Source organism: Halomonas sp. AOP27-A1-41 (assembly GCF_052378605.1).
Classification (GTDB): Bacteria; Pseudomonadota; Gammaproteobacteria; order Pseudomonadales; family Halomonadaceae; genus Vreelandella; species Vreelandella citrativorans.
In genome coordinates this window covers 63,527-89,596 of record NZ_JBQSXT010000012.1, presented here as the reverse complement: position 1 = coordinate 89,596, position 26,070 = coordinate 63,527, and the positions used below count along the sequence as shown (strand labels likewise).

At 51.9% G+C, this 26,070-nt stretch carries 21 protein-coding genes; 4 read left to right on the top strand and 17 right to left on the bottom strand.

Annotated elements, in window-relative coordinates:
- The gene (gene metH, locus ACT3TC_RS09900; protein ID WP_444639893.1) at positions 1-3,684 is read right to left on the bottom strand and encodes a methionine synthase; all 3,684 of its coding nucleotides are present in this window, start codon (positions 3,682-3,684) and stop codon (positions 1-3) included.
- A gap of 295 nt (positions 3,685-3,979) precedes the next feature.
- On the opposite strand from metH, the gene nfuA reads away from it, so the two are divergent.
- Positions 3,980-4,585: a Fe-S biogenesis protein NfuA gene (gene nfuA, locus ACT3TC_RS09895; protein ID WP_172116638.1), complete on the top strand. Its 606-nt coding sequence runs from the start codon at positions 3,980-3,982 to the stop codon at positions 4,583-4,585.
- Between the two features lie 108 nt (positions 4,586-4,693).
- On the opposite strand, the gene msrQ is transcribed toward nfuA, so the two are convergent.
- From msrQ to ACT3TC_RS09880, 3 genes are all read right to left on the bottom strand, one after another.
- Complete coding sequence (gene msrQ / locus ACT3TC_RS09890; RefSeq protein WP_444629873.1) at positions 4,694-5,299, bottom strand: protein-methionine-sulfoxide reductase heme-binding subunit MsrQ; 606 nt, start codon at positions 5,297-5,299, stop codon at positions 4,694-4,696.
- A gap of 14 nt (positions 5,300-5,313) precedes the next feature.
- Positions 5,314-6,339 (bottom strand): protein-methionine-sulfoxide reductase catalytic subunit MsrP, encoded by a 1,026-nt coding sequence (gene msrP, locus ACT3TC_RS09885; RefSeq protein WP_444639892.1) that lies wholly within the window; start codon positions 6,337-6,339, stop codon positions 5,314-5,316.
- Between the two features lie 79 nt (positions 6,340-6,418).
- Complete coding sequence (locus ACT3TC_RS09880) at positions 6,419-7,429, bottom strand: DNA-binding protein (protein WP_444639890.1); 1,011 nt, start codon at positions 7,427-7,429, stop codon at positions 6,419-6,421.
- 284 nt (positions 7,430-7,713) lie between these two features.
- Between ACT3TC_RS09880 and ACT3TC_RS09875 the strand changes: the two genes are divergently transcribed.
- Entirely contained in the window at positions 7,714-8,814 is a 1,101-nt protein-coding gene (locus ACT3TC_RS09875; protein ID WP_444639920.1) for a tyrosine-type recombinase/integrase, read from the top strand.
- A 92-nt stretch (positions 8,815-8,906) separates the two neighbouring features.
- Positions 8,907-9,323: a SufE family protein gene (locus ACT3TC_RS09870; RefSeq protein ID WP_193053557.1), complete on the top strand. Its 417-nt coding sequence runs from the start codon at positions 8,907-8,909 to the stop codon at positions 9,321-9,323.
- 7 nt (positions 9,324-9,330) lie between these two features.
- On the opposite strand, the gene yidD is transcribed toward ACT3TC_RS09870, so the two are convergent.
- The 10 genes from yidD to gorA form a co-directional block, all read right to left on the bottom strand.
- Complete coding sequence (gene yidD / locus ACT3TC_RS09865) at positions 9,331-9,660, bottom strand: membrane protein insertion efficiency factor YidD (RefSeq protein ID WP_444639888.1); 330 nt, start codon at positions 9,658-9,660, stop codon at positions 9,331-9,333.
- A gap of 2 nt (positions 9,661-9,662) precedes the next feature.
- A complete protein-coding gene (hisI, locus tag ACT3TC_RS09860; protein ID WP_444639887.1) occupies positions 9,663-10,130 on the bottom strand; it encodes a phosphoribosyl-AMP cyclohydrolase in 468 nt (155 codons plus the stop codon).
- A gap of 5 nt (positions 10,131-10,135) precedes the next feature.
- Positions 10,136-10,582: a Fur family transcriptional regulator gene (locus ACT3TC_RS09855; RefSeq protein ID WP_172116630.1), complete on the bottom strand. Its 447-nt coding sequence runs from the start codon at positions 10,580-10,582 to the stop codon at positions 10,136-10,138.
- 31 nt (positions 10,583-10,613) lie between these two features.
- Positions 10,614-11,612 carry an alpha-L-glutamate ligase-like protein gene (locus tag ACT3TC_RS09850; protein WP_444639885.1) on the bottom strand — a complete coding sequence of 333 codons (999 nt, stop codon included), beginning with the start codon at positions 11,610-11,612 and terminating at the stop codon, positions 10,614-10,616.
- Complete coding sequence (locus ACT3TC_RS09845; protein ID WP_444639884.1) at positions 11,609-13,132, bottom strand: inactive transglutaminase family protein; 1,524 nt, start codon at positions 13,130-13,132, stop codon at positions 11,609-11,611. The genes ACT3TC_RS09850 and ACT3TC_RS09845 overlap by 4 nt, the downstream gene beginning before the upstream one ends.
- Positions 13,133-13,168: 36 nt before the next feature.
- Positions 13,169-14,005 (bottom strand): ATP-dependent zinc protease family protein, encoded by an 837-nt coding sequence (locus ACT3TC_RS09840; RefSeq protein ID WP_444639882.1) that lies wholly within the window; start codon positions 14,003-14,005, stop codon positions 13,169-13,171.
- A gap of 381 nt (positions 14,006-14,386) precedes the next feature.
- Positions 14,387-14,782, bottom strand: a complete 396-nt coding sequence (locus ACT3TC_RS09835; protein ID WP_172116624.1) for an ectoine synthase — start codon at positions 14,780-14,782, stop codon at positions 14,387-14,389.
- An 84-nt stretch (positions 14,783-14,866) separates the two neighbouring features.
- The gene (gene ectB, locus ACT3TC_RS09830) at positions 14,867-16,135 is read right to left on the bottom strand and encodes a diaminobutyrate--2-oxoglutarate transaminase (protein ID WP_444621647.1); all 1,269 of its coding nucleotides are present in this window, start codon (positions 16,133-16,135) and stop codon (positions 14,867-14,869) included.
- A 75-nt stretch (positions 16,136-16,210) separates the two neighbouring features.
- On the bottom strand, positions 16,211-16,789 hold the full coding sequence (ectA, locus tag ACT3TC_RS09825; RefSeq protein WP_172116622.1) for a diaminobutyrate acetyltransferase: 579 nt from the start codon (positions 16,787-16,789) through the stop codon (positions 16,211-16,213).
- Positions 16,790-17,036: 247 nt separating this feature from the next.
- Positions 17,037-18,419, bottom strand: a complete 1,383-nt coding sequence (gene gorA, locus ACT3TC_RS09820; protein WP_444639878.1) for a glutathione-disulfide reductase — start codon at positions 18,417-18,419, stop codon at positions 17,037-17,039.
- Between the two features lie 138 nt (positions 18,420-18,557).
- Between gorA and can the strand changes: the two genes are divergently transcribed.
- Entirely contained in the window at positions 18,558-19,205 is a 648-nt protein-coding gene (gene can, locus ACT3TC_RS09815; protein WP_087105449.1) for a carbonate dehydratase, read from the top strand.
- Positions 19,206-19,263: 58 nt separating this feature from the next.
- On the opposite strand, the gene msrA is transcribed toward can, so the two are convergent.
- From msrA to tamA, 3 genes are read right to left on the bottom strand one after another with little or no spacing between them, the layout of a single operon-like run.
- Complete coding sequence (gene msrA, locus ACT3TC_RS09810; protein ID WP_444639877.1) at positions 19,264-19,845, bottom strand: peptide-methionine (S)-S-oxide reductase MsrA; 582 nt, start codon at positions 19,843-19,845, stop codon at positions 19,264-19,266.
- A gap of 1 nt (position 19,846) precedes the next feature.
- Positions 19,847-24,181 (bottom strand): autotransporter assembly complex protein TamB, encoded by a 4,335-nt coding sequence (gene tamB, locus ACT3TC_RS09805; RefSeq protein ID WP_444639875.1) that lies wholly within the window; start codon positions 24,179-24,181, stop codon positions 19,847-19,849.
- A 9-nt stretch (positions 24,182-24,190) separates the two neighbouring features.
- Positions 24,191-26,044: an autotransporter assembly complex protein TamA gene (gene tamA, locus ACT3TC_RS09800; RefSeq protein WP_444639874.1), complete on the bottom strand. Its 1,854-nt coding sequence runs from the start codon at positions 26,042-26,044 to the stop codon at positions 24,191-24,193.
- Positions 26,045-26,070: the final 26 nt, after the last annotated feature.

Genomic DNA, 26,070 nt, shown 5'->3' with positions numbered 1-26,070 from the left:
TCAACTGGGGTCGTAAGAGAGTACCGGCGATAGCCAGCGCTCCATTTCCTCAAGCGGCATCTGTTTACGCTCAGCGATTGCTTCTACCTGGTCACGGGTGATTTTGCCTGTCGAGAAATACTTTGACTGCGGATGAGCAAAATACCAACCCGCAACGGCAGCGGCCGGCCACATGGCGTAGCTTTCGGTTAGCGCAAGGCCGGTATTTTCTGTGGCGTTTAGCAGCTTGAACAAGGTGCCTTTCTCGGTGTGATCCGGGCAGGCAGGATAGCCGGGGGCGGGGCGAATGCCCTGATATTTTTCTGCTATCAGCGCGTCGTTATCCAGTGTTTCTTCTGGCACGTAACCCCAGAACTCTTTACGTACCCGCTCGTGAATGCGCTCTGCAAAGGCCTCTGCCAAACGGTCGGTAAGTGCTTGAACCAAAATCGCGTTGTAGTCATCACCTGCCGCTTCATACGCCTTGGTAAGTTCGTCAACGCCATGGCCGGCGGTGACCGCAAACCCGCCGATCCAGTCGGCTTTGCCGCTCTCTTTAGGCGCAATAAAGTCCGCCAGGCTGTAGCAGATACCGTCACGACCCTTGGTGGTTTGCTGGCGAATATGGTGAAGGCGCTCGATGACCTCACTGCGCGATTCATCGGCATACACTTCAACGACGTCATCATCCACACTGTTGGCCGGCCACAGGCCGATAACGCCCCGAGCCTGAACGCGCTTTTCATCGACAAGCTTGCGCAACATGACTTGCGCATCGGCAAACAGGTTGCGCGCCGCTTCGCCCACGACCTCATCGTTAAGAATTTTTGGGTACTTACCCGCTAACTGCCAGCTCATGAAGAAGGGCGTCCAATCGATACGCTCGATCAGCTCTTCAAGGTCATAGTTATCGAACGTTTTGAGGCCCAGGAACTTGGGTTCAACCGGCGTCTGGGTGCTCCAGTCGGTGCGGAAACGACGTTTGCGCGCCTGAGTGTAATCCAGGTCCGCCGCTTTAGGACGGCGCTTGGCGTTACGTTCGCGCACCTTGACATACTCTTCACGAATTTCCGCGACATACGCCGTTTTTAGATTGGGGGCGAGTAATCGGCCGGCGACACCTACCGCGCGAGAAGCATCGGTCACATAAATGACCGGTTGCTCGTACTGTGGCTCAATTTTAACGGCCGTATGCGCTTTGGAGGTCGTCGCGCCACCAATCAGCAGCGGCAGGTTCATGCCTCGGCGCTGCATTTCCTTGGCTACATGTACCATTTCATCAAGCGACGGCGTAATCAGCCCCGAGAGGCCAATAATATCGGCGTTGTGGTCAATCGCGGCTTGAAGAATTTTCTCGGCAGGCACCATTACGCCAAGATCAATAACTTCGTAGTTATTACACTGCAGCACCACGCCGACAATATTTTTGCCGATATCGTGAACGTCGCCTTTAACCGTGGCCATGACAATTTTGCCCTTGGCCTGAGTGCCTTCGTTTTTTTCCGCTTCGATATACGGGATCAAATAGGCAACCGCCTGCTTCATGACCCGCGCGGATTTCACTACCTGGGGCAGGAACATTTTACCGGCGCCAAACAAGTCGCCGACCACGTTCATGCCATCCATCAGTGGCCCTTCAATGACCTCGATAGGGCGCTCGGCCTGAACGCGAGCTTCTTCGGTGTCGTCTTCGATATAGGCCGTGATGCCTTTCACCAGCGCGTGTTCGATGCGCTTATTAACGGGCCAATCACGCCACTCAAGGTCCTCTTTCTTGGCCGGGCCGCTACCGTCACCCTTGTACTTGTCTGCCAGCTCCAGCAAGCGCTCGGTGCCGTCGCTGCGCTTATTCAGCACAACGTCTTCCACGGCATCGCGAAGCTCGGCGGGTAAGTCGTCGTATAGCGCAAGTTGCCCGGCGTTAACGATCCCCATGCTCAAACCCGCACGGATGGCGTGATACAGGAACACCGAGTGGATCGCTTCACGTACCGGGTTATTGCCCCGGAACGAGAAGGAGACGTTGGAAACGCCGCCTGAAATCATCGCATGGGGCAGGTTTTCGCGAATCCACTGAGACGCCTCGATAAAGTCGACGGCGTAGTTGTTGTGCTCTTCGATGCCTGTGGCAATGGCGAAGATGTTGGGGTCGAAAATGATATCTTCGGCCGGAAAGCCGATGTCATCGACCAGTAGGCGGTAGGCGCGCTCACAGATTTCCGTCTTGCGTGCGAACGTATCGGCCTGACCATCCTCGTCGAAGGCCATGACCACGATAGCCGCGCCAAAGCGACGACATTTGGTGGCCTGCTCACGAAACGCCGCTTCGCCTTCTTTTAAAGAAATCGAGTTAACAATGGCCTTGCCCTGAACGCATTTTAGGCCAGCTTCGATAATGTCCCATTTGGACGAGTCGATCATGATCGGCACGCGGGCAATATCCGGCTCGCCAGCAATCAGATTCAGAAAGCGCACCATGGCTTCCTGCGACTCCAGCATGCCCTCATCCATATTGATATCGATGATTTGCGCGCCGTTCTCGACTTGCTCAAGCGCTACTTCCAGGGCCGTGGTGAAATCTTCTTCAACGATAAGTCGCTTGAAACGCGCCGAACCCGTTACGTTAGTACGCTCACCCACGTTGACGAATAACGAGTCTGCATCAATGTTGAAAGGCTCAAGCCCGGACAAACGGCAAGCGGAGCTACGCTCAGGAATCTGACGCGGTGCCATGGGACGCACCGCATCTGCAATTGCACGAATATGTTCAGGCGTCGAGCCACAGCAGCCACCAATGATATTAACCAGCCCGCTCTCGGCAAACTCGCTAACAATCGCCGCCATCTCCTCCGGCGTTTGGTCATACTCACCAAATTCGTTAGGCAAGCCAGCGTTAGGGTGTGCGGAGACAAACGTATCGGCTTTGGTGGATAGCTCTTCAAGGTAAGGACGTAGCTCTTCAGCCCCTAGCGCACAGTTAAGGCCTACTGACAGCGGCTGGGCATGGCGAACCGAGTTCCAAAACGCCTCAGTGGTTTGCCCGGAAAGCGTCCGGCCCGAGGCATCGGTGATCGTGCCTGAAATCATGACCGGCAGACGCTTGCCAAGGTCTTCAAACAGCACTTCAAGTGCATAGATCGCGGCTTTGGCGTTAAGCGTATCGAAGATGGTTTCGATCATGATCAGGTCAGCGCCGCCCTCGATCAGCGCCTGAGCAGCTTCATAATAGTTTTCACGCAGCTCATCGAAGGTCACGTTACGCTTGGACGGGTCGTTCACATCCGGCGATAACGAAGCAGTGCGTGAAGTGGGTCCCAATACGCCAGCAACGAAACGCGGCACGCCGGTTTCAGCCGCGACCGCATCGCACACTTCCCGAGCTAGGCGCGCAGACTCACGGTTAAGCTCGACAACAATGTCTTCCATGCCGTAGTCGGCTTGAGAAAGGCGCGTACTGTTAAAGGTATTGGTTTCAATAATGTCCGCGCCCGCTTCCAGGTAGCCGCGGTGAATACGCGACACTACGTCGGGGCAGGTGAGCGCCAGCAAGTCATTATTGCCTTTTAAATCTGACGGCCAATCGCTGAAGCGTTCGCTACGAAAGTCTTCCTCGCTCAGCTGGGCATTTTGCAGCATGGTCCCCATACCGCCATCCAGAATTAGAATGCGTTGGGTAAGCGAGGCGTTCAAATCACTAGCGGCCATAACAGGGAATCTTCTCCAGCGTCTTGATCGAAAATATTTTATTAAAATACGTTTTCGAAAAGGGGTATGAGCGGCGTTTTACAACATATCAATAACCAAACGGACATTATGATACCAAAGGCCGCCAAGCAGGGCAGCTATACAATGCAGCTGTTAAAAAATCATTAGCCCGTTAGCCATTTAAATAGCCTACTAAAACAGTCGGGATTGTGTCGACGCGCTGTTTTGCTTACCATAGCAATAAAATGACATGTGAAGTGGTATTGCCACTGTTCACGGGAGGGAAAATAGCCTCATGACCACGACTACCGAAGCACCAGGTATCGACATTACCGATAGCGCCCAAGAGTACCTTGCGGAATTGCTTGAAAAGCAAAACGTTGAAGGTATCGCTGTGCGTATTTTCATTACCCAACCGGGCACGCCGTATGCCGAGACATGCCTTGCATACTGCCGTCCGGGCGAAGAAGAACCCGCTGACGTTACGCTTGAACTTGAAAAAATCAACGTATTTCTTGATAAAAACAGCTTGGCGTTTTTAGAAGAAGCCGTGGTCGATTTCAATGCTGATCGTATGGGGGGGCAGCTGACCATCAAGGCACCCAACGCCAAGATGCCCAAGGTAAATGCTGACAGCCCGCTTGAGGACCGTATTAATTACGTGCTGTATAGCGAGATTAACCCTGGCTTGGCAGCGCATGGCGGTGAGATCAAGCTGATTGAGTTAACCGAGCAAAAAATGGCTATTCTGGCGTTTGGCGGCGGTTGCCAAGGGTGTGCAGCGGTAGATTTAACGCTTAAAGACGGCGTCGAAAAAACGCTGATGGAGCGCATTCCTGAACTTGCCGGTATTCGTGATGTGACAGACCATACCGATAACACCAACGCTTATTACCGCTAGATAAAGCCGTGTTTTGATTCGAGCCCAGCCTTATGGCTGGGTTTTTGCGTTTTATCCAAGCGTATACGGGATACGTGTTGTACAAGGATAAGGAGTCTTTAAGATTCGTTACGCGGAATGCTTTATTCGTTGGCGTACCTTGGGCAACATGCGCGATATGGCCGGAATGCGCAGGCACATCAGCAGTGCGCCTGCCATCGCGTATAAAAACCACTCCTGCATGTCGGCGCGTACTATCCACAAGAAATGCAGCAACACCAGCACCAAAATAACGTAGCTAAACTTATGGAGCGTTTTCCAGCGCTTGCCCAGTTTACGCATGGCCCAACGGTTAGACGTAGCGCCTAACGTTACCAAACCCAGCAGGGCAAGCATGCCCACAATAATATACGGCCGTTTAACGATCTCACTGCCTAGCTGCGTCCAATTAAGTCCCAGAATAAATAACGCGTAACAAACGAAATGCAAAAATGCATAGGCCAGCGTCCACAGGCCCAGCTGGCGACGAATAACGCTAAAACCTTTCCAGCGTGTCAGCCGGGTCAGAGGCGTAAGACTTAAGGTAAGCAACAATAGCCATAGTGCGCCTTGGCCAATATTTAACAGCAAATAGCGCCCAGGCTCTGGGCCCGCCAGGTTGTTAGCTACTTGCAAACTCCACCAGCCCAAGGGCGCCAAGGCGAAAATGAAAACGCCTATACGCCATAGCGTCATAAAATAAGCCGGCATCAGTAGTGAACCCGAAGATCCATGCCTGCGTATAAGTCAGCGACTTCATCGGCATAACCATTAAACATACGCGTATCGATGATATTGGTATTGAAGAGGCTGTTCGGTAAACGGCGTTCGGTAGCCTGGCTCCAGCGAGGATGATCGACTTCAGGGTTCACGTTGGCGTAAAAGCCATATTCATTGGCAGCGATTTGCTGCCAGGAATTGAGTGGCTCTTCTTCAACCAATGAAATGCGCACAATCGATTTAATGCTTTTAAAGCCATACTTCCATGGCACCACTAGGCGAAGCGGTGCGCCGTTTTGATTAGGCAGCTCTCGTCCATACATGCCCATCGCTAGAAAGCTTAGCGGATGCATTGCCTCATCAAGGCGTAGCCCTTCTACATAGGGCCAGTCGATTAGGGCAAAAGCGGAGCCTTGCCCAGGCATTTGTTCAGGATCGACTAGCGTTTCAAAGCGCACGTAATTGGCTTTTGACGTCGGCTCTGCACGTTGAATAACCTCGGCAAGCGAAATGCCTAGCCAAGGAATAACCATCGACCAGGCTTCAACACAGCGTAGCCGGTAAATGCGTTCTTCAAACTGGGAAGGGTTGACGAGATCTTCAAGGGCGAAGCGCCCACCCTTATTGACCTCACCATCAATCACTACGCTCCAAGGCTTAGTCACCAGCGAACCCGCTTTGCGTGAGGGGTCGCTTTTGCCGGTACCAAATTCAAAAAAATTGTTGTAGCTGCTGGCATCCGCATAAGGGGCCATTTTGTCCTGGCTCGGGTCAGTAGGCACAACTGCCCGCCACTCGGCCGCATCGCGTTTGGCCTTAAACCATTCAGGCGCATCGCCTTCGGGAACATCGTTGTAGTCAGGCATTTGCTCACTGGCTGAGGTGTGGCCTGCTAATGCCAGCCCTGCTCCGAGGCCCGCGAGTCCGCCCATAAAACGTCGGCGTGATAAGTAAATCGACTCAGGGGTGATCTCTGATTCATGTAAGTCACCAGGTTTAGCAATTTTAATCAGCATGGTGATGCTCCTGCCGGTCAACAACCATCGGCTGGTTAAATGATGTCGGCAGGCTAGCCGGTGTCGGTGTCGACGTCATTCAATCATTCTCGTTCAACTGCCTTTCTCTGACGTTTATCGAAGCAGGTAGTTCAGAAAGTTGCTGCTGTAACGCCGTCATTTGTTGACCCATGGTGGTTTGCCATTCGCGCTCACGTTTCATCTGCTCTCGCTGCTGTTTGTTGTTTTCCTGAGCATCTTCCAATTGCTGAGCTAGCGATGCAACGCGCTCTTCCTGGGTGGCGATGTGCTGCTCCTGTTCTTTTGCCTGAGTCTGCTGTTTTAGTAGATCGCCGCGATTTTGCTTTAGCTCCTCCGTTAACGCCTCGATGCGTTGCTGCTTCTGCTGGAGCCGCTTTTGCGAGGCTTTTTCTTCCTGAGCACGCTCCTGGCGAGCCTCATCCAGCATCGCCATCAATCTTCCCTCGGCATTTTCATTGCGCTGCTCTTCTTGGGCCAGGCGTTTTTCCCATGCGCTCTGTTGCTCTTTTAACGCAGCGGTATGTTGCTGGCCAAGGGCCTCATTATGCTGGTGTAAGGCTTCATTCGCTTTTTTTAACTGCTGGTTTTCCTCATGCGCCTCAGTGGCAGCCTGCTGCCAATGCTGCTCTTTGGCCTGGCTTGAGGCCAGCTCACGGTTAAGCGCTTCAAGACGCTGCTCGGTATGGCGGAAGTGTTCCGCTAGGGCGCTTTCTCGCTGTTCGGCGTTCGCGGCTAACTGTTCGGCATTCTCAGCCAGCTGTTGGGCTTCTTCGACTTGTCGATTCGCCTCTTCGCGGTAGTGCAGCAGCGCCTGATTGGCGACTTCTTGCGCTTCACGCCATAGCTCACTGGCGACATTAACAACTACCTCAGGGACACCTTTAGGTGGAGGAACGTCGCGATTCTGTTCGCGCTCGGTGCGCCAATAGCGGAAGTGCTCGCTAATCGTCGTAAAGCTGCCGGTACCCAACACCTCGCGGATTCGTTGCACGCTGGGCGTATCGCCACGGGCAAGAAGCGTATCGATTGCGTGCTGTACGTCACTGTACTGAATGCCACTGCGCGCCATGCTGTCTCTTCCTGATATTGCCTATTGAATCGTTCTATTTTCCGCGTAATGGCTTATAAATACAATAATTACGTTATATGTATTACGTAATTTTATTTATCATTAAGCACATAAATTCAAGATTACTATTATAATCTTGAATTTATACACGTTTGGCATCACACTTATCCCTTAGCAAACAGCGGCATAGCGATGCAGGCTAAAATAGAGCCAGATAGTGTTATCGAGATAGGTATCAGTATATTTATGATCAAATGGACGTAATTGCCGGACAGAAGGGCGGTATGCAGGCGTCAAGCGCTGTAGTGGAGCTGCCGTTTCAGTCATCACGCATTAATGCGCATACAGATGCTCAGGCCGTTGCTGCATGGCTTGCCGAGTATCAGGACAGCCCGCAAACCTGGAAAAGCTACCGGCGTGAAACCGAGCGACTGTTGCTTTGGCTTGACCACCAGCACTTAACGCTGGAAGCTATGGACCGGGAAACGCTGCGCCAATTTGAAGCATTCCTGGCAGACCCGCAGCCTGCCCAGCACTGGGTTGGGCCTTCAAAACCTCGTTACCACCCGGAGTGGCGGCCATTTCGTGGAGCGTTATCACCCGCCAGCCGCCGACAAAGTTTGATTATTTTGCAGGGGCTGTTTAGCTGGCTGGTAGAAGCAGGATGGGTCAGCCATAACCCGTTTCGGTTGATGCGCGATAAATCTCGCCGCTTAAATAATCAGACACCGCGTATTGAGCGCTATCTGGAACGTGAGCTATGGGAGTGGTTTTGGTGCTGGCTTAATAAGCCAATGAGTGACGGGAAGGGAAGTCGCGCCGGGTATGAACAGGCCCGACGCCGGTTTATTTTTGGCTTTGCCTACTTATTAGCACCGCGTATTAGCGAAATGGCGGGTGCCCGCATGGGCGATTTTTCCCAATCAGAAGGGCGCTGGTGGTGGTCCGTGGTGGGCAAAGGCTGCAAGCTTGCTCGCGTCCCTGTGCCTGATGATATGCAGGCATGTTTGGCTGATTGGCGACAAGCGCTTGGGCTTGATGGATTGCCCATGCAGTTTGACGAGACGCCTGCTATCCGAGCGCTGGATGGAAAGCGGGGTATTGGTGACAATCAGCTTTACCGGCTGATCCGTGAAACCTTTGCAGAAGCGGCCGACGTGCTTGAAGCTGAAGAGGGGGCGCCCGCCTATGTGGCTGCGCTGCGCAAGGCAACACCGCACTGGCTGCGGCACACCTCGATCACACACCAGGCTCAAGCGGGTATTAGCTTGCGTCACTTGGCAGAAAGCGCCCGCCATGCACGGTTGGACACCACGTCGCGCTACCTGCACACCGAAGATAACGAGTGGCACCGTGAACAGCAACGTCACCGGCTTACGCCATAAGGCACGTCAGGCTGACAAAGCTATCCACGCAAGCCACCTTGAACCCGTATAATGGTCTGACGCTTTTAAATCGAATATGAAAAGGAACGAGTATGAGCACTTCCGGCGCCGAGCAGGCCCAGCAAGAGCTAATCGAAGAGTTTGAAATGTTTGATAACTGGATGGACCGATATCAATACATTATCGATATGGGCAAGCAGCTTCCTGATTTTCCAGAGGCCTGCAAAACTGCGGAGTATAAAATTCAGGGCTGCCAATCCAATGTATGGATGCGCCATGAACAGCAGGGCGACACGCTGGTCTTTAGCGCTACCTCTGATGCGGCAATTGTTTCTGGGCTGATTGCGGTGCTGTTACGCATCTATAGCGAGCGCACAGCGGCTGAAATCCGCACTACCGAACCGCACTTTTTAGCGGATCTTGGGCTGGATAAACATCTTTCCCCCACGCGCAGCAATGGCCTCCACGCCATGCTTGAGCGTATTTACCAAGTGGCGCAGCAAGCCTAATACGGCATTAACGTTGATGTTGATGACAGCATGAAGGAGAGGGCGGCGACTCGTCGTCCTCTTTACAAAGTTGCTCACTACGCCCTCCGGGAACAGGGTCCATGCCACCAGGGTTGCCAGGATGGCATTTTAGGATTCGCTTGATAGCCATCCAGCCACCTTTGGCAGGGCCATGCACCTGAAGGGCTTCAATGGTGTAGGAGGAGCAACTTGGCCAAAATCGGCAGCGTGGCCCGAGCAGGGGGCTAATAAGGTATTGATAGGCACGCACCGTGCCAACCATTACTAAAACCGCCAGCTTGCGTAAAGCACGTAATATGTAATGCACCCAGCGCATGACTAACGGTTACCGTAAAGCTCATCCGGGTGAATAAGCGGTTCACTATTAATGGTGGCATCGGCGCTGGTTAGCGAAAGATAAAAGCAGCTTCGGCGACCGGTATGGCAAGCAGGACCTGTCTGGTCTACCTGTAGCAGCAATGTATCGCCATCACAATCCAGAGCCGCCGACTTAAGATGCTGCTGTTGTCCGGATGACTCGCCTTTACGCCAGAGCTTGTTGCGTGAACGCGAATAGTAGCAAACGCGATGCGTGCTCAGCGTTTCCTCTAGTGCTTCACGCGTCATCCAGGCCATCATTAACACTTCTTTGGTGTCATACTGTTGAGCGATAGCAGGCAATAAACCTTCCGCGTTAAATCTAACAGCATCCAATAACGTCGTGGTGGCGGGTAATGTATCTTGTGGCGTTGCCGCCTCAAGTGCCTTGAATAACGTATCAGCCGGTAGTTGATCAAAACGAGACATATCTATTATTCACTCTTGGCTCGACAGTTTTGACAAAGGCCTTGCAGCTCAATCGTCTGTCGTTCAACACTAAAGCCTTGCCGGCTGGCAAAGGCTGACAGCTGATCGCTAACTTCATCCAAATGCAATTCTTCGACGTAACCACATTGACGGCAAATCAGCAGTTGGAACCCATGAATATGTTCAGGACAGGCGCATGCCACATAGGCGTTTAGCGACTCGATACGATGCACCAATCCTTGGTCAATCAAGAATTCCAGCGCTCGATAAACCGTAGGAGGGCGGGCAGCTGCATGCTCGGTTGAAAGTTTATCCAACAGGTCATAGGCTTTTAAACCGCCGCCATTGTGAGCAATCAATTCAAGCACGCGGCGTCGAATGGGGGTAAATCGAACGCCGCGGCTGTGACACTGTGATTCCGCTTGTTGAAGTAGCGTATTCGCTTCAGTCATTGGTGCACTCAGTAAACGTCATCAGCTTAGTCTACGCGCTTGCGATAGTTGTGTCAGGGCTTTCTGTTAGCTCACTCTTGCGAGCAAAGTGGTGCTGAGCAAACGCTACACGCTCGGCAACTGGCACCCCTTCTGGTTGACGCTCGATGAGATCAAGCCGGCGACGCAAACCCTCTCCGTTGGTCATTTGAATAGCAAGGCCCGGGCGTGCATTCAGCTCAAGCAGCATGGGCCCATGTTGCCTGTCCAACACCATATCGGTTCCCAAATAGCCTAATCCGGTCATTTCATAGCAACCCGCCGCCAGGTTTAGCAGGGTATCCCACTGGGGGACCTCCAGGCTTGCCAGGTCATGCCCGGTATCCGGGTGGTTGAAGCAAGGGCGGTCAAACTGCACGCCGCGAAGGGCTTCTCCGGTGGCAATATTCAAACCAACACCGACTGCTCCCTGGTGCAGGTTGGCTTTGCCATCGGAGGCCGCCGTTGATAAGCGCATCATCGCCATGACGGGGTAGCCCTTGAAAACGATGACCCGAATATCCGGCACGCCTTCGTAGGTATACGCCATCAGACTTTCTTCAAAATTAATCAGCGTTTCAATGACGGCTACATCCGGAGAGCCGCCCAGGGAGTAAAGCCCTGAAAGAATATTAGAGACATGACGCTCTACAGCCTCAAGCGTTAAATGCGCTCCGCTGGGTTTAACAAACTGATTATCAACTACCTTTTCGATAACCAGGATACCCTTACCGCCACTGCCCTTGGCAGGTTTGATAACAAAACCATCATGACCTGTCAGCATATCGCCAATATGCTGAACGCCAAACTGCGTGGTTACCGTACCAATAAGCTCTGGTGTGGTAATGCCATACTCTTGCGCCAAAAGTTTAGTCTTGAGCTTGTCATCCACCAACGGGTAAAGGCGCCGTGAATTATACCGGCCAATATAGCGAATATTACGCCGGTTCATGCCGATAATGCCTTTGTCGCGCAGGCGGCTAGGCCATGTCCAGTTGTTGAGCCAGCTCATGACGGCTTCTCGTCATCAGTAATCGGCTTGAAGCGGCGTAACTCAAGCAAACGATAGCCGGTGTAGTTACCCAAAATCAGAATGAGCGCCATCAAAATCAGCTGAACACCCAGGAAGTTGAAGGTGATGTGACGCACCCAAGGGTTGTTCATGGCAAGGTATGCGAGCACGGCTGTCAACAAGCTGCCGCCCCCCTGAATAATGACCTGTTTTGGGCCTTCTTCTTCCCAGAGGATCGACATCCGCTCAATCGTCCAGGCCAGGATAATCATGGGGAAGAAGGTGACAGTGAGCCCCGCGCTTAGACCCATACGGTAAGCCAATACGGTAAAGATCGAGATAATCGCGATGACCGTTATGATAACCGCCGATACTCTCGCCACCAACAATAAGTTCAAATAAGACAGATAGTTACGAATAACCAAGCCTACAGCCACGATCAGCAGGAAGCCAATCAAACCCGTCAGCAGGGTGGTTTGTATAAAGGCGAGGGCGATCAGAACAGGCATAAAGGTGCCTGATGTTTTCACCCCGACCAATACACGCAAAAACACAACGACCAAAGCGCCAATGGGAATCAGCAGAATCGTTTGGAAAAGTGCTTGTTCTTCAAGCGGTAAGCTATGGATTGAGAAATTCAGCAGCGTATCATCAGAAAAGTGGTTGCGCACAGCAGCAGACGCTGGCTGATGGTGCGTTAGCATAGAGAAGCTAACCCGCGAGTTTGTACCACCTTGAACTTCAAGCACCGCCCGGCCACTTGTTTCCCAGAGCAGCAGGTTCTCGGGCTGGCCTTCCTCGCCCGTTGCAGGGTCGAATATATTCCAGCTTTCTGCAGGCTCATCAAATACCTGAATCCAACTGCTTAATAGTTGACGCCGGCGCCCATCTTCCAGTAGCAGTCCGCTTACTTCTCGCGCTTGTACACCCGCTTGATTTAGCAAGCGCACGATGAGTGCTGACGGCGTTTCCTGGGTGAGCAGTAAGCGGGCATTTTCACCCTGACGCTCACCATTTACATCAAGAATTAGCTCACGCGCAAAGGTCGCATTATTTGCACTTCTGGCCCACGCTCTATCAATTAGCTGGGTAGCTGCTGAATCATAAGGACTTTCCCAAGGCGTGCTCGACGCCAGCCCTGGCGGTGCTTGTACCGGCGGGCGGGAATCAGGTGATACCAGCATTTGCACCGAATAATAGAGCTGCTGGCTGCCAGCAGCATTCCGAATGGTCCACTCCGCTTGGCGCCCGAAATCATCCGTCTGGTAGGCTAAACCATAGCCAGAAGAAGCGGTATTTTCGGTCAGTACACGAAAGCCTGCCTGATGGGAGGGCAGCGCTAAGTCCACTTTTACGGGGCCATTCTGGGCATTGAAATTGATAACGGCCTCAATTTCCCATACCTGACGCTGCTCGCCTGGTACCCACGGAATTTCAAAATGAAGATGTCTATGCACACTGGTGGCAATACCTGCCACAAGAAGTAGACCTACAATGATATAAAACGGAAGGCGTGACATTAAAATTCCTTTCAGCGAAAAGCGGCAGGGGAGCTTTTACTCTTCGATATCGTCTTGGTCGACCGCTTCATCTTCAGCGGCTTGTTCAGCAGGGTCCCCGCCGGGGAATTCTGGACGCTCATGTAAGTAGGTTTGCGCCACATCAACAATAGCAATATCCATTAAGAAACGGCGGCCTAGCAATACGGGGAAATCGAGGTGGGTACGATCATTCAGCGTAAATTCGACGTTTTCACGAATAGGACCGAGCGTCATTAATAGAGAGACAACGGGGCGAGACTCTTCACCAGACGCTTGAACAATGCGTACACGCCGTTGAACAGGTGCCTCTATCCACTCGTTACGCAATGACTCCACGACACTATCATCCTCAGTCAGTGCCAGCTTGAAGCGCACCCAATCTTCGCCATCGCGCTCAAAGCGCGTAATGTCGGAGGCTGATAATGATGATGTCTCTGCACCGGAGTCCACGCGTGCTTTTAAATAGGTACCTACACTCGGCAGGCCAACCCATTCGCTACGTCCCAGCATGGTTTTCATATCTAGCGTGGTATCCACTTCACACTCTTCGCGGATAATGATGGGCTCGTCACCCCGAGCTTCAAGCTCCTTTATATCACCGCGTAAAAGGCGTAGCAGGCTACCCACTTCACGAACATCAGCGGTAAGCACCTGCTGATGGCTGAGTTGTTGCGCCTGATGCTGAGCATTAGCACTGCATTGTTGCCCTAATGCATCCTGTAGCTCGAGCATTCGGGTATTGAATGCTACCTCGTTCAATAACGGTGGCTCATTAGAATCTGGTTGCTGAAGGGCGCAGCCAGAAAACAGAAGTGATAAACCAGCCATCAGCCACAAAACACCTGGGCGCATAACGAGAGACATCCTTGAAAATTAAAAAGGAATAATAAGGAGAAGCTAGACCAGTTGTCCAACGCCGTATTAACTTTTTAGAAGCTATCTGAATCTGTAATTTAACATAATATATATTATGCGAATGCCGGGGTCTTGATTTTCACACAGAACAATTAAGATGGCGTATACCCACCTAACTGGCTGATTTTTGGACCCCAATGGCTTTAACGTGTTCATTCTTACATAACCAGATTCCGATTGCTTCCTCTTGGACCAATTCCGATCGCGGAGATGACATTTATGCTGCAGACAAGCCCAGACAGGTCATCTTAGTCATCAGGCACTAAAAAGCAGCCTGCGTTAGCAAGGCTGCTTTTAAAAGCGGTAAATAACTAAGGTTTACTCATCGGCCGGCGCATAGGATCCATCTTCGCGGTGCACCTCATTGCCACTCAGTGCCGGTGTAAAGACACAGGCCACGGTCATGCCTTTTTCTTTGCCGCGCAGGAGGTGCTCGTCATGCTTGTCCAGTAGATAAATATCGCCCGCTTTGATTGGCCAGATTTTGCCATCCGCGAGGGTTTCGACTTCACCTTCGCCTTCATAGCAAAAAACGGCTTCGTAATGATGCTTATACTGAATGTGAGTCTCTGTGCCCGGGAAGATGCGTGTGATGTGGAAAGAGAAACCCGCATTATCCTCGGCAAGCACCAAACGGGTACTGTCCCAGTTACCATTTTCAGCAGTTACCAGTCGGCTTGTTTTACGTGCTTCTTCAAGACTACGGACGATCATAATATGCTCCATGCCTGAACGGCTGGCGATACCAGCCGTTGAGTTTATCGTTAAGGTTCGTTAACTACCCAAAGTAACGTCAGGTTATCCGTTGATAACCGTGTTGACAGCCGCTTCCAGAATATCCAGCGCTTCAAGCAGATCTTCGTCGCTAATCGTTAACGGACAGAGGCATTTAACGACTTCGCCGCCTTGGCCGCTTGTCTCAATAATCAAGCCGTTTGCAAACGCTTCGCTGGTAATCTTGTCGGCGATGTCACCCGAAACAACGTCGATACCACGCATCAGGCCGCGGCCGCGCTCGGTAGCTGGGATACCATTTTCAGTCAACAGCGCCGCTAGCTTCTGGAAACGCTCTTCAACGATGCGGGCTTTGCGTTGTACGTCGCGCTCAAACGTATCGTTTGCCCAGTATTTTTTAAGCGCGGCAGTCGCCGTTACCATGGCAAGGTTAAAGCCACGGAAGGTGCCGTTATATTGGCCAGGTTTCCACACGTCCAGCTCTGGACGAATCAATACATGAGCAAAGGGCAAGCCAAAGCCAGACAGTGACTTCGAGTTAGTGACGATGTCCGGCTTGATGCCGGCGTGTTCAAAACTGAAGAACTTGCCGGTACGGCCACAGCCTGCCTGGATATCGTCCACGATGAGTAAAATATCGTGTTCACGGCAAATACTTTCAAGCCGTTTTAACCAGTCCAAGCCTGCTACGTTGATACCGCCCTCGCCTTGCACGGTTTCAACAATAACCCCTGCGGGAATATCCAAGCCGCCTGACTGGTCGCCCAGTAATTTTTCAAAGTAATCAAGCGTATCGGCATGCTCTCCCATATAGCCATCATAGGGTAAAAAGCTTGCCCCTTGCGTCGGAATGCCGCCGGTTGCTTCACGGAATTTACGGTTGCCGGTGGTGGCCAACGCCCCCATGGTCACACCGTGGAAACCGTTAGTGAACGTCACAATATTGTGGCGACCTTTGGCTACGCGTGCCAAACGAATAGCCGCTTCAACTGCATTCGTCCCGGTCGGGCCAGGCAGATGAACTTTATAATCCAGCCCACGCGGTTTAAAGATGAGTTCTTCGAGTGTTTCGAGATATTCCCGTTTAGCTGCCGTCCACATATCCAGACCGTGGACAATACCGTCGCTAGACAGGTAGTCAATCATGGCTTGCTTGAGATGCGGGTTGTTATGGCCGTAGTTAAGCGTTCCGGCACCCGCCAAAAAGTCGATATATTCGCGACCGTTTTCGTCGGTTAAACGAGCATTTTGCGCTTTGGTAAACACAACGGGAAATGAACGTGAATAGGTACGAACATTAGATTCCATACGTTCAAGCGATTGGGTCTTCATTGGCGACCTCCTTGTGTCATCGTTAAGCCGAGAGATGTCGAGAGCATCGAGGCAATACGGATAGAAAAAGAAAAATCAGATGTGATCAGTTTGGAATGGGCCGATGCGAACCAGGTTCTCTGGGTCATGCTCCCCACCAAGCTGTTCGGTAGAGAAATATTCACGGCTATTTAACGGCGCATGCCAGCGAGTGGCTAAACGTCGAAACAGTCCCCAGGAAGCCAGGTTGTCAGGTGTAATAGTGGTTTCCAGGTGGTGAACATCGGCGAGTTCAGGGCGAGAAAGAATGGCTTCAACAAGGCGGCGGGCAAGCCCTGTACCGCGTGCTTTTTCACCTACGGCTACTTGCCATAAGAAATAGGTATCGGGGGCATTGTCTTTTACATAGCCAGACACAAATCCGACTATTTCGCCCTCTTCGTTGGTGGCAACAGCGCAGGTATCACGAAATTGGGTGGCTAACAGCAAGTAAGCGTAAGCAGAGTTAACGTCCAGAGGAGGACACGCTTTTACCAGCTCGTATATTCCCCAACCGTCCTCTGCATTTGGCTTTCGGATATAGAGAGGCGCTTCTGAAAACCCAACGACCGCGTCGGCAACGGTGGGTCGTGCGAGCTCAGATGAAGGGGTAAAAGGTTGCATTGGCGTATTCATGGTTATGCTTCGCTGTAGCGAATTTGAGCATCATTATAACAGCTGATTATTAGCAATTCAAAAGCCATATTATCCACCACCCTGTTTTCCATAATTTATGGTTATATTAGGCTTGGTTTTTTAATACTGACATCGCCACTGGCGAAATAAAAATATGAGTTTAGTCCAACTTTTAAAAAACGGTGATATTAAAAAAGCGAGCCACTGGCTCGCTTGATGTACTGCACATTAGGAAGCTGCTGGCAGGTTATTGCCGAGTAACGGTCCGCATGGTGACAAACTCTTCAGCACCGGTTGGATGAATACCAACGGTGAGATCAAAATCCTGTTTGGTAAGACCAGCTCTAACGGCGATGGCAATGCCTTGAATAATCTCCCCGGCCTCTTCGCCTACCATGTGCGCTCCGACGACAATATCCGTTGCATCATCAACAATAAGCTTCATCAACGTGCGCTCCTGGCTTCCCGACAAGGTGTGCTTCATCGCCCGGAACTCCGTGGAGTAAACCCGAATGTTGGTAAACTTTTGGCGGGCGCCCTCCTCGCTTAAGCCAACCGTGCCAATATTGGGCTGACAAAAAACCGCGGTAGGCACCGTAGTGAAATCAAGCCGTGTCGGCGTGGTGTCTTTGAAATGATAATCCACCAACTGCATGGCTTCAGCCAGCGCCACTGGAGTGAGCTCTGGACCAGCCGTTAGATCTCCAAGCGCTAACACAGATGGGACCAGTGTTTCATAATGTGCGTTAACCGGAATTTTGCCGTTGCCATCCAACTGAATACTCAGCTCTTCAAGGCCCAGGCCCTGAATATTGGCTTTACGCCCTGTTGCTGCCAGTACAGCGTCTACCTCTAACGTCTCGCCGGTCGTCAGATGAACGTTGTAACCGGATTCAATGGCTTCAATACGCTCTATATTGGCGTTGAAATGGAGATTGACACCTTTTTTATCCATTTCCTTACGAGTGAATTCACGCACTTCATGATCAAAGGGTTTCAAAAATAGATCGCCACGATAAATCAAATGCGTTTCGCTGCCCAGGCCATTAAAAATACTCGCAAACTCAACGGCGATGTACCCGCCGCCCAGGACCATAAAACGCTTGGGAAATTCGTCCAGGTCAAACACCTGGTTAGAGTCCAGCGCATGCTCATTACCCGGGAAGTCAGGCACCCATGGCCAGCCACCGGTGGCCAATAGTATTTTTTTTGCGCTCACGTGAGTAACGCCGTTTTCATCTTCTAACGCCACCGTATGCGCATCGACCAGTCGACCGCGAGCGCTAAGCAGGGTGACGTCTGCTCCTTCCAGCATGCGTTGGTAAATATTGTTTAAACGCTTAATTTCACTTGTTTTATTGTCTCGCAATGTGGCCCAGTCAAAGGTGGCCGGCTCGGATAGCTGCCAGCCAAAACCTGCAGCGTCATCAAAACTGTCATGAAAATGTGCGGCATAGGCATAAAGTTTCTTGGGTACGCAGCCTACGTTGACACAAGTCCCCCCGAGATAGCGGTCTTCCACAATAGCGACGTTGGCACCCGTTGCTGCAGCCATGCGTGCAGCGCGAACGCCCCCTGAACCTGCGCCAATCACTAATAAGTCATATTGATACTCAGAATCGGCTACCATTATTTGCTCCTAAAAATTGGCATGCGCGTTAAGAAACCGACGGCACATGCTTATTGACCTTAGTCGCGATGAAGGTTAAAACCTTCATCGCTTGCTTGATTTCGCCTTAACCTGACGATGTAACGATACGGAGACTCAATGTCTGACCCTATTGCGACGCTCCTCGAAAATAATCGTGCCTGGGCTGAACGCATGTGCGAAGAGGATCCCGAGTATTTTAAGCGCCTGTCTAATCAGCAAAACCCTGATTATTTATGGATAGGCTGTTCTGATAGCCGGGTTCCCGCTAATCAGATTATTTCATTGCCACCGGGCGAAGTATTTGTTCACCGCAATGTCGCCAACCTTTTACATCACACCGACATGAATGCGCTCTCTGTTGTGCAGTATGCGGTCGATGTCCTTAACGTGAGCCACATCATGATTGTGGGGCACTACGGCTGTGGCGGTATTAGAGCGGCAGTGACGGGGGGTGAGTGCGGTGTCGTTGATTACTGGCTGCACTCCGTCCGTGAGCAATATAACCACCATCGCCACTCGCTTGATCACCTTCCGTTGGATGAGCAAATTGACCGTATGTGTGAGCTTAATGTTAAAGCACAGGTTAAAAGCTTATGTCGCACTAAAATCTTGCAACGCGCCTGGCAAAGCGGCCAGAATATTTCAGTACATGGCTGGGTCTACGGCTTAAGCGATGGTCGTGTTAAAGACCTTAAATGCACCGTCACTGGGCTGGATCAGGTAGAAACGCTTTACCGCATTGATCGAGTGCAGCCAACCGATTAAGCCCCAGGCGACTATTGCCCGAAGCAATAGTCGCCTTTGCCTGCTAATACCGCGTTACCTACCCGCCAATGGGGCATGTTACCCCTGTCCCTTTTAAGCCACAGTATCCGTTAGGGTTTTTGTCCAGATATTGCTGATGGTACGCTTCTGCAAAATAGAAAGTATCCAGCGGCTTTATCTCGGTGGTAACAGTACCTTTACCTGCCGCCTCTAACGCCTTTTGGTACGCTTTGGCACTCTGCTCAGCCGCCTGCAGCTGTTCATCGGTGGTTGTATAGATAGCAGAACGATACTGCGAGCCTATGTCATTTCCCTGCCGATTGCCTTGGGTTGGGTCGTGTTGCTCCCAAAATATCTGGAGCAAGGTGTCAATATCGGTCTTGCTGGGGTCGTACACCACGCGAACCACTTCAGCGTGCCCGGTCCGCCCCGAGCAGAGTGCATCATAATCGGGGTCAGGCGTTTGGCCACCCGCATAGCCTGCGGCAGTCACGTATACGCCTGGTTGCTGCCAAAAGAGCCGCTCGACACCCCAAAAGCACCCCATTCCCAGAACGATTTCCTGATAACCCTCAGGATACTGCGCTTGTAGCGAGTGTCCGCTAATAGTATGAACATAGTTCTCGGTTAATCGTGTCATATCACTCTCTATTCGTTTCGTGCTGAATCACTGGGTTGCCTTGGCGAGTAAAAGTATAAATCAAATCGATCGCCTGATTAGTACCCGATACAGCCTGCACGTATAAGTTACGCCATAGCGTATAGCGAACGGTTAGTTCTGCAATGGGTGAGAAAATTCCCACACCATAGCTAATTCTAATGTCTTCGGTCAGCTGACCGCTAAGGGCAACCTGACTTTCATCCCCGGCGCCGGTTGTATCCAGCGCTAGGTCATCAATGCCAAACGATTGACCAATAGAGCCGACAGCCCCCCCTACACGGCCTAGCGACATTCCGATCAACGCGGTTGTCAGTGCGCTGTCCATCCCACCACCGGAATCCTGACTACGCCCGCGCAGTAAGTAGGAAAGCGCTTGTGTTTCACTCATGGAAGGCTCTGAGAAAATCCTTACGTTAGGCTCGACAGCACTTCCAGTCACGCGGACCCCAGCAATAACGTTATCTTCTGTTCTATCAGGATTACGTATTGCTTCAAAGTCCAGTGTGGGAAGCGATGGTGGACCACTAAACAGTAGTCGGCCACGGCGAACCAGCAAGTCTTGCCCAAAGGCCTGGAAACGCCCGTCAACCAGGTTTACATCCCCAAAAAGCTGAAGTCCACCGCTATCCTGGCGAACTTGAAGTGTCCCGCCCAAATCGGATTCCAGACCATAAGCGGAAATATGCATATCGCGACCTAGCGTCAGGTCAATCAATACATCAAGCGTCATGCCCGTTTGGCCTAGCTCCTCCGAATTGCTAATCCCCCCATTTGCCGCGGCCCTTAGCGCGGCCTCTTCTGCCATGCGGTCGTCGCGCTCAGTAATGACGACCTCATCAGGGCTTGGCTCAATAGCGGACGAGGATCTGGCACCAATAACAAGCCGGGACCACGGTAAATTAACATTACCGCGCACCTGTAAATGCTCGGGTGTAACACGTACCCGAATATCCGGGGCGACTTCTATACGACCAAATTGGGGCAGCACCAGAAGGACGGGCTCCTGAACGGCTTCAAGATCGACACCGATACGCCAATCATCTAGCGCTGGCCAATAGCTGTCGCCGGTAATGTTAAGCCGACCTTTTTCGGCTTCCACAAACCCATTGATATTCCCCTGCTCTCCATCAAATAAAAGCGTAAGTTCGCCATCACGGACGTCAACAGGGATACCTGGCCCATGAACATGCAGGTTGCGCAACGCTAACGCACCCTGTAAATCTGGCTGGCTTGTGGTTCCGCCAATGAGCACCCGCCCATCAAACTCGCCTTCAAGACGGTCTAAGCCGATGGCCATGGGTAGATAAGGTTCAAGCAACAGTTTATTCGCGCGTAGATCGCCTTCTAGCGTGCCCCGACCCATCGGATCATCGAGGGTAAGATCCAGGGTTAGGTCTCCCGCCTCAGAAAACGAGAGTACGATGTTGGCGTCCGCTTGCGCTTGATTCGCCTGCACCTGAACATTGAGGTCAATAGCAGGAAGCTGAACCGGCTGACCATAGTCGTTAACAGCGGTAATGGCGAGATTGCTTAGCAGTTCTACATCAGCCTGCCAGCGCGCTCCACCTTGACGCCAGTCAACAACCATATCGGCCGTTGTATCACCCTCAAACGTCCACTCTTCAGGCAGGAAAGGCTCGAGCATTTCCATAGGTACTTCGCGTACGCTTACCACCGCACGGCCCTGGTTAGCCGAGGCGTTAATCGGCTCTTCAGAGCACACCAGCCCGCCTTCCTCACGGCGCAAACAAAACGCGGAGAGACGCGCTTGACCATTGGCGAGGTTGTAGCTTAGGTCCAAGGGTTCCTCCAGGCGAATAGTGCCCGCCTCGGAATCAATTTCCAGCGGTGTCAAACGGCCTTGGTAGACTTGGCGCTGTTGATCAAAGCGACCATTCAACGCCACTACCACACGGCTTAATGGACTCTCTGGTTGACCTTGCACAGTCGCTTCAAGCTGGTGCTGAGAAAGTCGGCCAGTTAGGTTCAGGTCAACGGCCTCAAGATCCTGCCCGCCTGCAAAAATTTCTTTCAAGCCTAGCTGAACATCAAGTCTTGGATCCTCAAGCCCCCGCACATTAGCGTTAAGCGAGAGTTGCTCCACGAGGCTGTCGGTGAAGCGCAGATCACTGCCTGACAAGTCAGCAACAAGAGTAGGTTGCTCAAAACTACCTCCGGCCTGCAGGTTACCCGTCAATGTACCGCCCAACTCAGGCGAGAGCGTATTGAGTTCACTCAGGTCAATATCAGCCTTCAAGGACATTGCTCGCTCGCTTAGCTGGCCTGACGCGTGAAGCCGGTTGTTGCCCTGAGCGAACTGAAGTTGATGAATATCGATTTCCAGATTACTGTTAGCATCCAGTGCCGCCTGCAAGGTCAAGGGATAATCGCGAAGCTTGCCTTCAATATCGATGTTTGCCACGTTAACCGACCATACATCGTCTAGCTGGCGCACGTTGAGATCAATATCGCCGGTTAAGCTACCTTCCATTTGGTCAACAAAATTGCCGGGATTAAATTGATCCAACCAGACCTGTGCATCGACCGTTAGCGGCGCTAACCAGTGGATACGCCCTTCGCTGCGCAGCCTGCTTTCTTCTACCTGAAGAACCAGCGGCTCCCAACGGAAATGATTAGCATCGCCATCGCCTGTCAGTGTAACGCTGGCGCGAGGCAACTCAGGGCCATGCGCCTCAAGGCTAACCTCCGCATGGTAAGCCTCCATGCTGCCTTCCACCGTCAGGTCGACCGCCTCAGCCACATACGGTTGAGTAGCGTGCACGCCGTCGGCCGCAGGTTCGTCTACCAAGGGCCATTGCAGTCGTTCACTTTGTACACGCGCCTGGAAGGATAAATCGGGTGTTGACCAATCGACATGCCCCTCGCTACGCAGCGTGTTTTCCCCCAGTTGCAGAACTAAAGGCTGCCACTGGTAATGGCCAACGTCTCCATCGCCAGTAAGTGTTACCTGAGTCGGTGGTAACTGAGGGCCCTGCGCGCGTAGGCTAATCTCGGTGCGGTAAGCCTCAAGACTGCCCTCTACCGTAAGGTCAACGGCTTCAATCACATAAGGCTCAAGAGCACTCTCGCCCGCTGGCGGCGTTTCCTCTACCAAAGGCCATTGCAACCGGTCGCTTTGTAGCCGCGCATGGAAAGGTACGTCGGGTGCTAATGCATCTACGCTTACTGCAAGGGATGCGGTTACCACCTCTGAGGCACTAAGCTCAGCCTGTAGATTGTTTAGCGGACCGGACAGCGTAAGAGCCAGTTTTTCCCCCCTTAATTCTGGATAAAGTTCGGGTAAAAACAGCTCGGCATTTAACTGCGCTTCCAGCGGATAACTACCGGTTAAGCCCACATTGCCTACAAGAGTGGCTTCAACATCCTTGGTCACCACATCAAAAGATGTGATATCTACCTTACTTTCCTTCGTGCTACCCGCTAACTGCAAGCGCTCGACAGTATATTCAAAGGCACCTGTCAGTTGAACATCGGTTACTGTCAGGTCGCTCACGCTTATATCGACAGGTAAAGCGATCTCAGGCAGCTCAATACGCTCTCCGTCAGCCAAGCGTTGCTCGGGCGACGGAGCAGGTAAGGCATCCTCTTGAGGCTGAGGCGTGGCCACGGCAATGGCGCCGTCAATGCCCTCAGCCGTTAGTGAGGTTTGAGCACCCTGCGTAAGCTGAACACCCGCTGAGGGCGGTAAATAAATGGTCAACTGATCAAGATGTGTTGGCGCTAAATCAACGTTGCTCCACGCGGCACTAGCAGATGATTCAAATGATGCCCATTGGATACGCGTACCATCCGCAAGCTGCACATTGCTATTATTGACAACCACCGAGCGCAGCTCGATAGGAAATGGCAGATGTAGCCGGAAAGGCTCGCCCGACGCTTGTGGCTCTTCAGGCGTGTCATCTGCACTCAAGCGCACATTTAATCCATCAGCGTGCAATGTATCCAGGCAGAGTCGTCCAGAGAGGAGGCAATCATCGGCCCAGGCAATCTCAAGGTCAGCAATGCCGATCGTTAGGTTACCTAGATCAAGATGAAAGCCTTTTAACGTAAATTGTTCCAGTAATGCGCCGTCTTGTTGCTCGTAAGAAAAGTATCCTCGCTTTTCCCCTTGTGAGAATAAAAAATCAGTCCCCCAAGGTGATAATGCCGTACCCAGTAGCAGTGCGACTAACCCAAATAACCAAAGTGGCAGAACAATAGCCAGCCGTATAAGGCTCCAGATCAATAACCACGCCCGGTGTCGGGATGAGTATGGTTGGCGCGTCGTAGAAGTAGAAGATTCAACCTGGGACAAAGCGTACTCCTAGAATTCCGGGCCGATGGAGAAATGCACACGATATGCATCGTCGTTATCGAAGGGGTGCGCTACATCAAGGCGAATTGGTCCTACCGGCGATACCCAGCGGACACCCACCCCGGCGCCGGTTTTTAAATCGTGTGGCCCCCAGTTATCGAACGCATCACCGGTATCCACGAACGTCGCCGCCCACCAGTCGCCCCTAACACGACGTTGATATTCAAGCGTCGAGGTAATCATTTGACGCCCGCCCTGCAAGCGTCCCTCGTCGTTTCGTGGCGACAGGCTCTCATAGGAGTATCCGCGCACGCTGCGATCGCCCCCTGCGAAAAAACGCAGCGAGGGTGGAATTTTGGAAAAATCATCTGTTTCGATAGCGCCAATGCTTAGCCGTGCTAAAAAGCGATTATCATTGTTGATAGTGCGGATAAATTCGGTATCACCGGTTAAACGCAAAAACTGGGCGTCTGATCCCCACACTGTGTCGGAATACTCAATCGAGAGCTGCTGACGGTCGCCCCAAAGAGGGAATCGCTGTGGCCGTGTCCGCGTTCGGGACCACTGGATGCCTGGATAAAAGAGCCAGACTTTGTCTGCCTCTCCCCCTTGGGTAAAGTCTTCATACGTTGTTCGAAAATACACCGACTGGATCCAGTCGTTGTCAAATTGCCAACGACGAGCCAGCTCAACAGAGCCTTGCATCGACCGGGTATCGCTATTATCAATATTGCGAACCCCGTACTGCAATCGATAGCTATCGCGGAGCGGGTCTTCAAGGGGAACGTTGTACACACCGGTAAAACGCTGTTCCGGCGCAGAAAGATAAAGGTCATGATCCAGGCTGTGACCTAAACTATTAACCCATGGCTGGTGCCAGCTAAAGCGTAAACGGGGGCCTACATCTGTCGCATAACCGATACCCACCTCAAACTGGTGACGGTTCGCAGGATCAACGTTCACATCAATAGGCAAACGAATATCGTCATTTTTATTGATAGTCAGTACGCTCGCCAGTGCCGCACTACTAATCCGCGGGCGCTTCGGCTGGGAAGCTGTGGCTGACTCCCACCAAGGCGAGGCTCCCCCCTCAGGAGGCGCAACAACCAGCTCTTGGGCCGTTGTCAAACGAGGGCGAATCGAAACGGATCGAAACCAACCGGTTTCAACCAAGCGCTGCGTATAAGTAGCAAGCGACTCCGTGAGATAGGGATCGTTATTCTCATACGTCTGCATGTTATGCAGGCGATCAAGAACAATGTGGCTCCCTGTGATATTGGTTTCACCAAACCGAAAGCGTGGGCCGCTATCAAAATCCATATAGAGGCGCGCACTTCGTAAATAAGGGCGCACTTCCATACGCCGTTTGGTAAAAGCCCAATCAAAGTAGCCACGTTCGATAGCTAACCCCGAAAATTGCGAACGCAATTGATCCCAGGGCGGCTGAACTAACGGGTCGCCTACTTTTAAGGGAAAGCTATCCAGGGCGTCTTTAAACGTAGGATCATCTTTGGCATCGCCATCAACATTAATCGCAAGCTCCTGAATTTCGACTCGAGGACCAGAATCAATATTGAGTACAACGGCAGGGTCAATTTGAACCTCAACGGTGGGCTCATAATAACCATAGACACGCATTGCCACTCTTGTACGGCTACGTATCTCACCCTCTAAACGAGTTTGGGTATATAGTTCTTCATCAATGCTCTCTAAATAGGCGCTGATATTATCTTCAACGTCGCCGTCAACCCCGTTAATAGTAGCCGTTAACGCCAAAACTGATGGAACATAGGCAAAACTCAGAGGGAGCGCAATCAAACAAGCCATCCGAGTAGCTGAAAGCCAACGCCACTGTCTTCCCATACAATAAACTCCCTAACAAACTCTTT

Coding starts and splice junctions, on each gene's coding strand:
- metH (WP_444639893.1), bottom strand. CDS start 3,684: ATGGCCGCTAGTGATTTGAACGCCTCGCTTACCCAACGCATTCTAATT.
- nfuA (WP_172116638.1), top strand. CDS start 3,980: ATGACCACGACTACCGAAGCACCAGGTATCGACATTACCGATAGCGCC.
- msrQ (WP_444629873.1), bottom strand. CDS start 5,299: ATGACGCTATGGCGTATAGGCGTTTTCATTTTCGCCTTGGCGCCCTTG.
- msrP (WP_444639892.1), bottom strand. CDS start 6,339: ATGCTGATTAAAATTGCTAAACCTGGTGACTTACATGAATCAGAGATC.
- ACT3TC_RS09880 (WP_444639890.1), bottom strand. CDS start 7,429: ATGGCGCGCAGTGGCATTCAGTACAGTGACGTACAGCACGCAATCGAT.
- ACT3TC_RS09875 (WP_444639920.1), top strand. CDS start 7,714: ATGCAGGCGTCAAGCGCTGTAGTGGAGCTGCCGTTTCAGTCATCACGC.
- ACT3TC_RS09870 (WP_193053557.1), top strand. CDS start 8,907: ATGAGCACTTCCGGCGCCGAGCAGGCCCAGCAAGAGCTAATCGAAGAG.
- yidD (WP_444639888.1), bottom strand. CDS start 9,660: ATGCGCTGGGTGCATTACATATTACGTGCTTTACGCAAGCTGGCGGTT.
- hisI (WP_444639887.1), bottom strand. CDS start 10,130: ATGTCTCGTTTTGATCAACTACCGGCTGATACGTTATTCAAGGCACTT.
- ACT3TC_RS09855 (WP_172116630.1), bottom strand. CDS start 10,582: ATGACTGAAGCGAATACGCTACTTCAACAAGCGGAATCACAGTGTCAC.
- ACT3TC_RS09850 (WP_444639885.1), bottom strand. CDS start 11,612: ATGAGCTGGCTCAACAACTGGACATGGCCTAGCCGCCTGCGCGACAAA.
- ACT3TC_RS09845 (WP_444639884.1), bottom strand. CDS start 13,132: ATGTCACGCCTTCCGTTTTATATCATTGTAGGTCTACTTCTTGTGGCA.
- ACT3TC_RS09840 (WP_444639882.1), bottom strand. CDS start 14,005: ATGCGCCCAGGTGTTTTGTGGCTGATGGCTGGTTTATCACTTCTGTTT.
- ACT3TC_RS09835 (WP_172116624.1), bottom strand. CDS start 14,782: ATGATCGTCCGTAGTCTTGAAGAAGCACGTAAAACAAGCCGACTGGTA.
- ectB (WP_444621647.1), bottom strand. CDS start 16,135: ATGAAGACCCAATCGCTTGAACGTATGGAATCTAATGTTCGTACCTAT.
- ectA (WP_172116622.1), bottom strand. CDS start 16,789: ATGAATACGCCAATGCAACCTTTTACCCCTTCATCTGAGCTCGCACGA.
- gorA (WP_444639878.1), bottom strand. CDS start 18,419: ATGGTAGCCGATTCTGAGTATCAATATGACTTATTAGTGATTGGCGCA.
- can (WP_087105449.1), top strand. CDS start 18,558: ATGTCTGACCCTATTGCGACGCTCCTCGAAAATAATCGTGCCTGGGCT.
- msrA (WP_444639877.1), bottom strand. CDS start 19,845: ATGACACGATTAACCGAGAACTATGTTCATACTATTAGCGGACACTCG.
- tamA (WP_444639874.1), bottom strand. CDS start 26,044: ATGGGAAGACAGTGGCGTTGGCTTTCAGCTACTCGGATGGCTTGTTTG.